Origin of the sequence: Streptomyces sp. NBC_01334 (genome assembly GCF_035983595.1) — a bacterium.
Lineage (GTDB): Bacteria > Actinomycetota > Actinomycetes > Streptomycetales > Streptomycetaceae > Streptomyces > Streptomyces coriariae.
In genome coordinates this window covers 2,099,258-2,111,379 of sequence record NZ_CP130718.1, presented here as the reverse complement: position 1 = coordinate 2,111,379, position 12,122 = coordinate 2,099,258, and the positions used below count along the sequence as shown (strand labels likewise).

Annotated in this window: 10 protein-coding genes; 8 read left to right on the top strand and 2 right to left on the bottom strand. The window is 72.9% G+C overall.

All coding sequences use genetic code 11. The features are described from left to right. The first annotated feature begins 50 nt into the window (after positions 1-50). Positions 51-557: an RNA polymerase sigma factor gene (locus tag OG736_RS09590; RefSeq protein ID WP_327182057.1), complete on the top strand. Its 507-nt coding sequence runs from the start codon at positions 51-53 to the stop codon at positions 555-557. Between the two features lie 45 nt (positions 558-602). Further along, positions 603-1,100 (top strand): GNAT family N-acetyltransferase, encoded by a 498-nt coding sequence (locus OG736_RS09585; protein WP_171396175.1) that lies wholly within the window; start codon positions 603-605, stop codon positions 1,098-1,100. On the opposite strand, the gene OG736_RS09580 is transcribed toward OG736_RS09585, so the two are convergent. Continuing rightward, positions 1,090-1,515 (bottom strand): hypothetical protein, encoded by a 426-nt coding sequence (locus OG736_RS09580; protein WP_327182056.1) that lies wholly within the window; start codon positions 1,513-1,515, stop codon positions 1,090-1,092. The genes OG736_RS09585 and OG736_RS09580 overlap by 11 nt on opposite strands. Position 1,516: 1 nt before the next feature. Then, positions 1,517-1,876, bottom strand: a complete 360-nt coding sequence (locus OG736_RS09575) for a hypothetical protein (RefSeq protein ID WP_327182055.1) — start codon at positions 1,874-1,876, stop codon at positions 1,517-1,519. 613 nt (positions 1,877-2,489) lie between these two features. Here OG736_RS09575 and OG736_RS09570 point away from each other — a divergent pair. The 6 genes from OG736_RS09570 (at position 2,490) to cobT (ending at position 12,064) form a co-directional block, all read left to right on the top strand. Beyond that, positions 2,490-3,542: a methionine ABC transporter ATP-binding protein gene (locus OG736_RS09570; RefSeq protein ID WP_327182054.1), complete on the top strand. Its 1,053-nt coding sequence runs from the start codon at positions 2,490-2,492 to the stop codon at positions 3,540-3,542. Continuing rightward, positions 3,539-4,276, top strand: a complete 738-nt coding sequence (locus OG736_RS09565; protein ID WP_327182053.1) for a methionine ABC transporter permease — start codon at positions 3,539-3,541, stop codon at positions 4,274-4,276. Before OG736_RS09570 ends, OG736_RS09565 begins: the two co-directional genes overlap by 4 nt. Positions 4,277-4,352: 76 nt before the next feature. Further along, positions 4,353-5,180: a MetQ/NlpA family ABC transporter substrate-binding protein gene (locus OG736_RS09560; protein ID WP_327182052.1), complete on the top strand. Its 828-nt coding sequence runs from the start codon at positions 4,353-4,355 to the stop codon at positions 5,178-5,180. Positions 5,181-5,349: 169 nt separating this feature from the next. Beyond that, entirely contained in the window at positions 5,350-5,988 is a 639-nt protein-coding gene (locus tag OG736_RS09555; RefSeq protein WP_327182051.1) for a GNAT family N-acetyltransferase, read from the top strand. Between the two features lie 96 nt (positions 5,989-6,084). After that, positions 6,085-7,308: a precorrin-6y C5,15-methyltransferase (decarboxylating) subunit CbiE gene (cbiE, locus tag OG736_RS09550; protein WP_327182050.1), complete on the top strand. Its 1,224-nt coding sequence runs from the start codon at positions 6,085-6,087 to the stop codon at positions 7,306-7,308. 469 nt (positions 7,309-7,777) lie between these two features. After that, on the top strand, positions 7,778-12,064 hold the full coding sequence (gene cobT, locus OG736_RS09545; protein ID WP_327182049.1) for a nicotinate-nucleotide--dimethylbenzimidazole phosphoribosyltransferase: 4,287 nt from the start codon (positions 7,778-7,780) through the stop codon (positions 12,062-12,064). Positions 12,065-12,122: the final 58 nt, after the last annotated feature.

Genomic DNA, 12,122 nt, shown 5'->3' with positions numbered 1-12,122 from the left:
AGTCGGCCGCCCGGGCAACCAGCCGCCCGGGCGGCCGCATCGTGTGGCATATGACGCACGACCTGCTCACCACCCTGCACCCGCTCCTCGCCGCGGAGGCCTCCGCCGAGGCCCACGCCACCGGGACCGAACCCGGTGACCTGGAACAGGCGGTCTGGCTCCGCCTGCTGGAGCACCTCGCCACCGACGGCCCGCCGCCCGACCCCCACGGCTGGCTGCGCAGGGCCGTCCGCGCCGAGGTCCGCCGCACCCGCCGAACGACCCGCCGCGAGCAGCCGTACGACAGCGACCCCGCCGACGACCTCGACCACGGCCCCGAGCAGCTCGCCCTCACCGCCGCCCGGCACCGCGCCCTGCGCGAGGCCGTGCACCGGCTGCCCGGCCGCTGCTCTCCTCTCCTCCAGGCGCTTCTCTCGCCCCGGGACCTCACCTACCGCGAGATCGCGGGGGAGTTGGGTATCTCACAGGGCAGTCTCGGACCGGAACGTTCCAGATGTCTGGGATGTCTGCGGCGTTTGCTGGCGCCGGAGGTTGCGGCCCGGGAACCGCGGGGATAGGAGTGAGGGACCACAGGCGATCAGGTGAGCGGGAGGCGTGCGCACATGGGCATGAGCGTGACCATCTCGGTGGCGACCGAGCAGGATGCCGAGCAGATCTTCAGATTGCAGTACCTGTGCTTCCAGAGTGAAGCCGCGCTGTATGCCAACTACCGCATCGCCCCGCTCGTCCAGAGCCTCGACTCGGTCCGGCAGGAACTCGCCGCCGACTGCGTCTTCGTGGCCCGCCTGGGCGACGAGGTGGTCGGCTCCGTGCGAGGCAGCCTCACCGAGGACGGCGCCGCCGCCATCGGCAAGCTCTGCGTCCACCCGCGCCTCCAGGGCCACGGCATCGGCGCGCGGCTGCTCCGCGCGGCCGAGGCGGCGCTGGCCGAGGAGCGAGGCGCCAAGAAGTTCCGCCTCTTCACCGGCCACCGCAGTGAGGGCAACCTCCGCCTCTACCGCCGGGTCGGCTACGAGACGGTCGGCACCTCGCAGGGCACGGACGGCGTCATGATGATCGTCCTGGAGAAGCAGGCCGGCGAGTACGCGGCTACGGCGTAGGCCGCGGAGCGGTACGGGACTTCCGCAGCCAGTACAGGGCGGACAGCGGCAGCAGCACGGGGATGAACACGTACCCCATCCCGTACTTCGACCAGACGGTCGAGTCGGGGAAGGCCGACGGCTCGACCAGGGTCCAGGTGCCGACGATGAGCACCCCCGCCAGCTCGGCGGCGCAGCACACCTGCGCCGCCCTGCGGGCGGTCTCGCCGCCCCGCACCAGCGAGTACGTGATGAATCCGTACACCACGCCCGCCACGGCCGAGAGTGTGTAGGCCAGCGGCGCCCGGTCGAACTCGGTCGCGATCTGGTACGCCGACCGCGACACCGCCCCGACCACCATCACGCCGTAGAACCACACCAGCAGGATCCCGGGCCCGCTGATGAGCCGCTCCGGCTTGTCGTCCACCGCCGCCATCTCAGCCTCCCCAGATGTCGAAGAGCCGCACTTCGAGCACGGCGAGCACCACTGCGCCCGCGGCGGCGGTCACCGAACCCCAGCGGGTGCGCTCGGACAGTGACATGAGCCCCGCCGCCGGGACGCACGCGAACGCCCCCAGCAGATACGCCACGAAGATCGTCGTACCCTGCTCCGGCTTCTCGCCCCGCGCCAGCTGGACGATGCCGACCACCAGCTGGATCACGGCCAGCAGGGAGACCACGGCCATCCCGATGAGATGCCAGTCCTTCGTCGGCTGGTCGCGGTAGGCGGCCCAGCCGCACCAGGCGGCGAGCAGCAACGCGGCGACGCCGGTCACCAGCGTCAGGGCATCAAGCATGCTGTGACCTTATTACGGCGTGTCAGGCGTCCCGCGATCGGCCCCGTGTCCCGGCGCCGAGTCCGGACGGCCGTGCCCGGCACCACCTGCCCCGCCGTCCGGACCGTGGCGTTGGCCACAGCCCACCGGGGCCACGGGCTCGACGCCGACCACCTGACGAGGGGCCGGTCCGCCGTGTCGGCGCTGGTCACGGAAGGGCGAGCGGGGATCTCCGGACAGGGCCGGGGCGGACCCGCACACCGTCCACGGCTGTCCGGCATGCGGACGGCGGGGTCTCGGTCAGGACCATCCGTCTGCTTTACTGATGCTCATGACCACTACGAGCAGCCGCACCCTTGCGACCGAGGCGACCATGACGCCCGGTGCTCGTTGTATGTGTCGAATGTGCGCCTTCTAGAGGGCCCCCGCACCACCCCCGAGCTCGCGCCCCGAAGCGAGACGCCGTGGCATGTCCGTGCGCCGCAAGTCCGCCGTACATGACGTAGCCGCGCCCCGCGCACATGTTTCTCCCCGGTTCCCCGCCACAGCGAGAGCCGTGTCGCGTCCCTGACAGCCTGCACCCGTGCGCCCGGGCACACCCACGCCCGCGCACTCGACAGTGACGGAAATCCACGTGATCACCACCACGGGCCTCACGAAGGTCTACCGCTCGCGCGGCCGTGAGGTCACCGCCCTCGACGGCGTCGACCTCCACGTCCGCGAAGGCGAGGTGTACGGCGTCATCGGCCAGTCCGGCGCCGGCAAGTCCTCGCTCATCCGCTGCATCAACCTCCTGGAGCGTCCCACCGCCGGCACGGTCACCGTCGCCGGACAGGACCTCACCGCGCTCGCCGGGCGCGGACCCCGGGCCGGCAAGGAGCTGCGGCAGGCGCGCAGCCGTATCGGCATGGTCTTCCAGCACTTCAACCTGCTGTCCTCGCGGACCGTGCAGGACAACGTCGAACTGCCTCTGGAGATCCTCGGCATCTCGGGACAGGAACGTTCCCGCAAGGCGCTGGAGCTGCTCGACCTGGTCGGTCTCGCCGACAAGGCGAAGTCCTTCCCGGCCCAGCTCTCCGGCGGCCAGAAGCAGCGCGTCGGCATCGCCCGCGCCCTCGCCGGCGACCCCAAGGTGCTGCTCTCCGACGAGGCCACCAGCGCGCTCGACCCGGAGACCACCCGCTCCATCCTCCAGCTGCTGCGCGACCTGAACCGGCAGCTGGGCCTGACCGTCCTGCTCATCACGCACGAGATGGACGTGGTGAAGTCGATCTGCGACTCCGCCGCGCTGATGGAGAACGGCCGCGTCGTCGAGTCCGGCACGGTCGGCGAGCTGCTCGCGACCCCCGGCTCCGAGCTGGCCGGCGCGCTCTTCCCGGTCGGCGGCGACGCCACCGGCGAGGACCGCACCGTCGTCGACGTCACCTTCCACGGCGAGGCCGCCACCCGGCCCGTCATCTCCCAGCTGTCGCGCACCTACAACATCGACATCTCGATCCTCGGCGCCGCCATCGACACCGTCGGCGGGCTCCAGGTCGGCCGCATGCGCATCGAACTGCCCGGCCGCTACGAGGACAACGTGGTGCCGATCGGCTTCCTGCGCGAACAGGGCCTCCAGATCGACATCGTCGACCACACGGCCGGCGCGGCCCAGGAGCCCGTGCTGCTGAAGGAAGGTGCCAAGTGACCTGGTCCGAGATGCAGCCCCTGCTGTCCCAGGCGTGTTGGGACACCCTCTACATGGTCGGTTGGTCCACGCTCATCGCCGTCGTCGGCGGTCTCCCGCTCGGCGTCCTGCTGGTCCTCACCGACCGAGGCGGCCTGTTGCAGAACCTGGCCGCCAACAAGGTGATCGGGCAGGTCGTGAACATCGCCCGCTCGCTGCCGTTCATCATCCTGATGGTCGCGCTGATGAACTTCACCCGCACGATCACCGGGACGACCATCGGCCGCGAGGCCGCGATCGTGCCGCTCGCCATCGGCGCCATCCCGTTCTTCGCGCGCCTGGTCGAGACGGCCGTCCGCGAAGTGGACGGCGGACTCGTCGAGGCCGTGCAGGCGATGGGCGGCAACACCTGGACGATCGTGCGCAAGGTCCTCGTGCCGGAGTCCCTGCCCTCGCTCATCGCGAGCACCACGACCACGATCGTCGCCCTGATCGGCTACTCCGCCATGGCCGGCACGGTCGGCGCGGGCGGCCTCGGCGACATCGCCATCCGCTACGGCTACCAGCGTTTCGAGACCGAGCTGATGTGGATCACGGTGGCGATCCTCGCCGTCGTCATCTCGCTCATCCAGTTCGCCGGTGACTACGCGGCCCGCTCCCTGCACCGCCGCGGCGGCAGCTCGGGCCCCGCGCCGAAGCTCCGGCTCCTGAAGGCCAAGGAGCCGGCCGCCGCGGACATCGGCAAGGTCGCCTGAGCCCGCCCAGGGCCGCCCCCACAGATCCCCCGCACACCCCACGCGGGTCGCTACACCCTCAGGAAAGGCACTTTTCGTGCGTAACACCGCCAAGTTCACCACCGCAGCCCTCGCCGTCGGCGCCCTCACCCTGGGGCTGACCGCCTGCGGCTCGGACAAGGACGCCGCCTCCGACACCAGCGGCCCGCTGACCGTCGCCGCGAGCCCGACCCCGCACGCCGAGATCCTCGACTTCGTCAAGGACAACCTGGCGAAGAAGGCGGGACTCGACCTGGAGGTCAAGGAGTTCACCGACTACGTCACGCCGAACACGGCGACGGAGGACGGCTCGGTCGACGCCAACTACTTCCAGAACCAGCCGTACCTCGACGACTTCAACAAGAAGAACGGCACCCACATCGTGCCCGTCGTCACGGTCCACCTGGAGCCGCTCGGCCTCTACTCCCACAAGGTCAAGAGCGCCGACGCCCTGAAGAGCGGCGCGACGGTCGCGGTCCCCAACGACAGCGTCAACGAGGCCCGCGCCCTGAAGCTGCTCGCCGCGAACAAGCTCATCACCCTCAAGGCCGGTGTGGGCAACGACGCGACCCCCGCGGACATCACCGAGAACCCCAAGAAGCTCAAGTTCAAGGAGCTGGAGGCGGCCCAGACCCCGCGCTCCCTGGACGACGTGGACGCCGCCGTCGTCAACGGCAACTACGCCATCGAGGCCGACCTGAAGCCCGCGTCGGACGCCCTCGTCCTGGAGTCCGCCACGGACAACCCGTACGGCAACTTCCTCGCCGTCAAGGACGGCAACGAGGACGACCCGCGGGTGAAGAAGCTCGCCAAGCTCCTCACCTCCGCCGAGGTCAAGAAGTTCATCGAGGACAAGTACGCCGGCTCCGTCATCGCCTCGTTCTGATCACCTCGACCGGTCGGGGGACCGGCCACCGCGCCCGGGGTCCACTCCTTCACCCGGTGTGGACCCCGTGGTGGGGTTCCGGGCTCACATGCTGCATGCTGGGCAGTTCAGCGGACCCTGACGGGTCGGCAGGTCACACCCCGAGGTCTCGAAGGTTACGGAGCGGCGCATGACGAGCACCTTCCCCACCATCTCCATCAGCACGGAGCGGTTGGTGCTGCGTCCCCTCGACGAGGACGACGTGCCCGCCCTGGCCGACATGATGAACGACGAGCAGGTCGCGGCCTGGACGGCCGTGCCCCAGCCCTACGACGAGGCGGCAGCCCGCCGCTGGATCACCGAGTACGCGCCCACCGAACGCACCGAGGGCCGCGGCCTCGACCTCGCCGTCACCGAGTTCCTCACCCAGCGCCTGGTCGGCGTCGTCCAGCTCGCCAAGACCAACTGGCACGTCCGCTCCACCGAACTGTCGTACATCATCGCGCCCTGGGCGCGCGGCGAGGGCTATGCCTCCGAGGCGGCGCTGGCCACCGCCCAATGGCTGGTCCGCGACCAGAAGTTCGAGCGCATCGAGCTGCGCACGGCCGCCGACAACACCGCCTCCCAGCAGGTCGCGCAGAAGATCGGCTGTATCAGCGAGGGCGTGCTGCGCGGCGCCTGCATAGCGAGGGCCCGGGCCGAGGACGGCAGGTGGAACGAGGTGCGCACCGACTACATCGTGTGGAGCCTCCTCCCGGAGGACCTGGAGGGCCCCGGGGAGCACTTCGCGGAGAGCGGCGGTTTCACGTCGTACACCGACTGGAACTGACCCCCGCGCCGGTGCCACCACCATTGCCGTGACCCACCGACCAGGTACCCTCACGGAGCCCGCTACCTGCGTGAACCCCGGGGGAGACTGACGACGATGGCCGACCGCGTCACGGTGATCGGATGGGACGGTTCGCCGCTGACCGCCGCGGCCCGCTCCGCCCTCGGTGCCGCCACGCTGGTGGCCGGCGCCCCCCACCACCTGACGCTTCCCGAGGTGCCGCCCGCGGCGGAGCGCGTCCGGCTCGGCAGTGTCTCCCTCGCCGCCCGCCGCATCGCGGGCCACCGCGGCACCGCGGTCGTCCTCGCCGACGGCGACCCGGGCTTCTTCGGCGTCGTACGGACCCTGCGCGCACCCGAGTTCGGCCTGGAGGTCGAGGTCGTCCCGGCCGTCTCCGCCGTCGCCGCCGCCTTCGCCCGGGCCGGCATGCCGTGGGACGACGCCCACGTGGTCGTCGCCCACCGGCGCACCCTGCGCCGCGCCGTGAACGTCTGCCGCGCCCACACCAAGGTCGCCGTCCTCACCTCCCCGGGCGCCGGCCCCGCCGAGCTCGGCCTGCTCATGGACGGCGTGCACCGCACGTTCGTCGTCTGCGAGGAACTCGGCACCACCCGCGAACAGGTCAGCGTCGTCACCTCCGACAAGGCCGCCGACCACACCTGGCGCGACCCCAACGTCGTCATCGTCATCGGCGGTCCCACCGGGCCGGTCGTCTCCGGGGACAGCGGCTGGATCGCCGGCCGCGACCCGGGCACCGGCCCGCGCGGCTGGGCCCTGCCCGCCGAGGCGTACGGCGGCGGACTCGGCGAGGGCGAGGCGGAGCTGCTGCGGGCCGCCCAACTCGCCCGGCTCGGCCCGCGCGTCGGCGATCTCGTCTGGGACATCGGCTGCGGCAGCGGCGCCTTCGCGACCGAGGCGGCGCGGGCGGGCGCCGCCGTCCTCGCCGTCGACCGGGACCTCGACGCGTGCGCCCGCACCGACAGCTCCGCGCGCCGCCACGGCGTCCAGCTCCAGATCGTCCACGGCGCCGCCCCGCACGTCCTGGAGAACCTGCCCGAACCCGACGTCGTACGGGTCGGCGGCGGGGGAGCGGCCGTGGTCTCCGCCGTCGCCGACCGCCGCCCGCAGCGCATCGTCACCCACGCCGGGACCCGCGACGCCGCCGAACTCGTGGGCCGCGACCTGACCGAGCACGGCTACCGCGTCGAGTGCTCGCTCGTCCAGTCCGTCGAACTCGACACGCGGGCCTGGACGGAACGGGAGCGGAGCGTCGCGTTCCTCCTCACCGGAGAAATCGTCCGGCGCGGGTCGCCCCGCTGAGGCCTGCGGACAGGCGGGGCACGCGTGAGGGACCAGTGAGGGACGCGTGAGGGACCCGTGTCGGACGAGCGCCGGGCAGGACCTCCCCGACCGCCGGTCGTGACCCGGCGCGCCCTCCCCGTGATCCTGTTGTCGTACCGCGCGCGGTAGGCTGGCCGATCGTCGTACCGCTTCCGGTCGCCCGGCACTTCGTCGGCCAATGTCCGGAAAACGCATCCCTTTTGGGGTGGGTGTGGTACGGCAGAACCGGAGGACGCGCAACGTGGCGCAGTCCACAGCGGGGCGTCGCGGATCACGCTGTCGCGACGCGACTACGGCCGGGACAATGCCACTGAATGGCTTTGTCGCTTTTTCCGGCGAGTCGTTCGTGCCGCTGGGCACGGACGCTCGTTCTTCACTACGGGGCGGTCGGTGCGCCGCTCCGGGTGAGCTGGTCGTAGAAGCACTAACCGATGGGCGAGGGGTACGCATGACCGACACCGGCCAGGTCCCGGGCGAGGGACTGCCGGAGAGCGCAGGCATGGTGGAACAGCCGGGCGCCCCCGCGCACGGTGCGTACACCTACCTCTCCGAGACCACCGCCGAGGACGAAGACCTGTTGCTGCTGCCGGGTGCCCAGAGCGCGTGGGGCAACGAGGTGGCACCGCCCGCGCCGGAGCCGGTCGTCGAGACGGTGCACGAGCCGGGCCCGCACGAGACGGCCGGCCGCGACAGCGGTTCGGTCGACCTCAGCGGCGTCCGCCTCCCCGGCCCGTCGACGCCCCAGGCGGCCCCGCGCCGTCCCCTGCACCTCGGCCCGCCGATCCCCGACGCCTCCGCGAGCCCGGTCCGCTCCCTCGCCGACCGCGGCCCCGCGGGCGCGCCGGTACGACAGACCGGTCCGTCCGCTTCCGGCCCCGAGTACCTCGACACCCCGCACCTGCGCGAGATGCCGCCGCAGGGCGCGGCTCCCTGGGGCGCCGCGCAGCCGCCGGTCGAGCACGGGGCCACGGCTGCGGAAACGGTTGTTCCGGCAGCCGTCGCGGCGGAGCAGCGCGAGCCGGTCGGCGTGGCCCAGGCCGTCGTCGCCCGGGTGGCGACCGAGGCGATCGCCGCGACCGCCCCGCAGGAGTCCCAGGAGGCCGAAGCCGTCGGCGGCGAGGCGCCCGGGTCGGCGCAGGCTGCCGGGGGCTACGGGGTCGTCGACCCCGGCGAGCTGCTCGGAGCCGCGATGATGGCGGAGGCGGAGCAGGCGCCCGCCGTCGCGGTCGCGGAGAGCGGGCAGGACGCGGCCGACGTCCCCCTCTCCGGAGACGACGGGACGGCGCACGGCACACCCGTTCCGGCCGTCGACGCGCCGGTGGACGCGGCGCAGACGCCGGAAGCCGTCCAGGAACCCCACCAGGTCATCGAGTCCGCGTACGCGGAGCAGCCGGTCGTCGCCGAAGGCACCCCGCCGGCCGAACCGGCAGTGGCCCAGGTGGCCGAGGTGCCGGACCCGGCCGAGGTGACGGAGCCCGCCGAGACGGCAGAGTCCGCCGAGGCGGCAGAGCACGCGGAGGCTTCCGACGTGAACTCCGTTGCGGAGACCGTCGGTCAGGCCGCCGACGCCGGGCAGGCGAGCCCGGTCGAGGCGCCGCAGCAGCCGGAGTCCCAGCTGCCCGTGGAGTCCGTGGAGTCCGTGGAGCCCGTGGAGCCTTCCGCGGGCCTCGGTGACACACCGGCCCAGGCCCACGAGGCGCCCGCGGCGGAGGCGGTCCCGGTCGCCGAGTTCGTTCCCGCACCCGGCGTCACTGCCGAAGCACCCGTGCCGGATGCCGTCATGGTCCTTGAGCCCACCCCCGCTGAGCCCACTCCCGCGCCCGCAGTCGCTCAGGCCCCCGAGCCCGTGGCGACCGTCATCCCTGACGTGCCCGAACCGGCGGCACCCGCCCAGGAGTTGCCCGGCCCCGTGGCCGAGGCCCCCGCGCCCGACGCAACCTCCGTGCCGGAGGTCCCCGCGCCCGCCGCCGCTCCCGAGTCCGTCCTGCTCGTCGACGCCTTCGTGGCGTCCGCCGAGGTCGCCGCCGCCGCAGCAGCCTTCGCCGAGCCGACCGCTCCGCAGGCCGAGCCCGCTCCGGAGCAGCCCGTCGAGCCGTCCCTGGACGTCCAGCCGGCGCCGCTGCCGGAACCCGAGCCGCAGCCGGAGGCGGAGACTCCGCACGAGACCTTCACCCCGGCCGCCCACATCGCGGCCCCCGTGTCTCACATTCCGGAAGCACCTGTTCCCGGGACGGCGCCCGAGCCCGAGCCCGAGGACACCCCCGAAGCCGAAGCCGAAGCCGAAGCCGCAGTCGTAGTCGTAGCCGAACCCGCGCTCGAGGCGGCGGCCCCGGTCGGTCAGTCGGAGCCCGCCCCCGCAGCAGCCCTCGCGGAAGCGAAGCCCGAACCGGAGCCGGAGCCGACGCTGGAACCGCAACCGGAACCGCAGCCGGAACCGCAGCCGGTGGAGTCGCCCGTCGAGGCGCCCCCCGCGCAGGTCGTCCCCGAGCCCGTGGCGGTCGCGGTCCCCGAGCCCGTGGACGCCACGGCCACCCCGCAGCCTGCCCAGGAGCACGCGCACGCGCAGCTCGTCCAGGAGCCGGTGGGCGCCCTCGCGTCACCCCCCGCCCCCCTGGCTGCCCAGCAGGAGCAGCCCGGCCGGCCGGACGGGTCAGCGTCGCCGGACCAGTCCCTGGGCCGGTTCGTGCCGGTCGAGGGACTGGTGCCCAGCACCCCGCACCTCGCCCCGACCCCGCCGCACCCCCTGGTGCTCCCCACGGATGAGCAGGCCGCCCACCCGGTGGCGGAACAGGGGCAGACCGCCGAAGCGGACGCCGTCCCGCCCACCGTCACGGTCCCCGCCCCCCGCGGCGCCGACCCCGCTCCCGCCCCGGCGACCCCGGACACGGAGCCCGAGACCGGCATCGACCCCGATGTCGCACAGAGCCCGGAGGACCTGGAAACCAGGGCCGCCGACCAGGAAGAGAGCCCGGCCCCAGTGGAAGAAGTTCGAGAGTCCACCGGCCCCGCCGCGCCCGCGTACGACGACGCCGAGCGCGAGGCAGTCCTGAAGGTCATGCGTGAGCGCCGGGACATCCGCAACGGATTCCGCGCCGACCCGATCCCGCACGAGGTGCTGCTGCGCGTCCTGGAAGCCGCCCACACCGCGCCCTCCGTCGGTCACTCGCAGCCCTGGGACTTCGTCGTCATCCGCTCCGCCGACACCCGGCAGGCGATGCACGAACTGGCGACCCGGCAGCGTGACGCGTACGCGAAGTCGCTGCCGAAGGGCCGGGCGAAGCAGTTCAAGGAACTGAAGATCGAGGCCATCCTCGACACCCCGGTGAACATCGTCGTCACCGCCGATCCGACCCGCGGCGGCCGCCACACCCTCGGCCGGCACACCCAGCCGCAGATGGCGCCGTACTCCTCGGCGCTCGCGGTCGAGAACCTCTGGCTCGCCGCCCGCGCCGAGGGCCTCGGTGTCGGCTGGGTCAGCTTCTTCGACGAGCGCGAGATGGTCCGCGCGCTGGGCCTGCCCGAGCACCTCGAAGTGGTCGCGTACCTGTGCGTCGGCTACGTCGACGAGTTCCCGGACGAGCCCGAGCTGATGCAGGCCGGCTGGGCCAAGCGCCGTCCGCTTTCGTGGGTCGTCCACGAGGAGACGTACGGCCGTCGCGCGCTGCCCGGCGAGGACCCGCACGACCTGCTCGCCGAGACCGTCGCGAGTGTCCGCCCGCTGGACGCCAAGGCGCTCGGCGAGGCCTGGGAGCGGCAGAAGCGCATGACGAAGCCGCCGGGCTCGCTCGGCATGCTGGAGATCATCTCCGCGCAGCTGTCCGGCCTGTCCCGGCAGTGCCCGCCGCCGATCCCGGAGCCCGCGGCCGTCGCGATCTTCGCCGGCGACCACGGGGTGCACGCGCAGGGGGTCACCCCCTGGCCGCAGGAGGTGACGGCGCAGATGGTCGCCAACTTCCTCGGCGGGGGAGCGGTCTGCAACGCGTTCGCGACCCAGGTGGGCGCCGAGGTCTGTGTGGTGGACGTGGGCGTCGCCGCCGAACTGCCCGCGACCCCCGGTCTCCTGCCCCGCAAGATCCGCGCGGGCACGTCCGACATGACCACCGGCCCCGCGATGACCCGCGAGGAGGCCAAGCAGGCCATCGAGGTCGGCATCGAGACCGCCCGCGACCTGGTCGCGGCCGGCAACAAGGCGCTGCTCACGGGCGAGATGGGGATCGCGAACACCACGGCGTCCGCGGCCCTCATCTCGGTCTTCACGGGCGCCGACCCGGCCGAGGTCACCGGCCGCGGCACCGGTATCAACGACGAGACCCTCGCCCGCAAGACCGAGGTCGTGCGCCGCGCACTGGAGGTCCACCAGCCGGATCCGGCGGACCCCATCGGCGTCCTGGCCGCGATCGGCGGCTTCGAACACGCGGCGATGGTCGGCCTCCTCCTCGGCGGCGCCTCCCTCCGTACGCCCGTGATCCTGGACGGCGTCAGCGCCGGCGCCGCCGCCCTGGTCGCCCGCGCCATCGCGCCGGAGGTCCTCGCTGCCTGCATCGCGGGCCACCGCAGCGCCGAACCCGGCCATGTGGCCGCCCTGAACAAGCTGGGTCTGCGCCCCCTGGTCGACCTCGACCTCCGCCTCGGCGAGGGAACGGGCGCCCTGCTCGCGCTGCCGCTGGTGCAGAGCACCGCCAGGGCGATGCACGAAGTGGCGACGTTCGATTCGGCGGGCGTCACCGAGAAGTAGGGCCCGCTCAGGGGCCGGCGGGCACGCGCTTGTGCTGCCCCCGGCCCCGCCGCATGCT

Bases quoted from the DNA above. Each gene is read 5' to 3' on its own strand.
- OG736_RS09590 (WP_327182057.1), top strand. From the start codon at position 51: ATGACGCACGACCTGCTCACCACCCTGCACCCGCTCCTCGCCGCGGAG.
- OG736_RS09585 (WP_171396175.1), top strand. From the start codon at position 603: ATGGGCATGAGCGTGACCATCTCGGTGGCGACCGAGCAGGATGCCGAG.
- OG736_RS09580 (WP_327182056.1), bottom strand. From the start codon at position 1,515: ATGGCGGCGGTGGACGACAAGCCGGAGCGGCTCATCAGCGGGCCCGGG.
- OG736_RS09575 (WP_327182055.1), bottom strand. From the start codon at position 1,876: ATGCTTGATGCCCTGACGCTGGTGACCGGCGTCGCCGCGTTGCTGCTC.
- OG736_RS09555 (WP_327182051.1), top strand. From the start codon at position 5,350: ATGACGAGCACCTTCCCCACCATCTCCATCAGCACGGAGCGGTTGGTG.
- cbiE (WP_327182050.1), top strand. From the start codon at position 6,085: ATGGCCGACCGCGTCACGGTGATCGGATGGGACGGTTCGCCGCTGACC.
- cobT (WP_327182049.1), top strand. From the start codon at position 7,778: ATGACCGACACCGGCCAGGTCCCGGGCGAGGGACTGCCGGAGAGCGCA.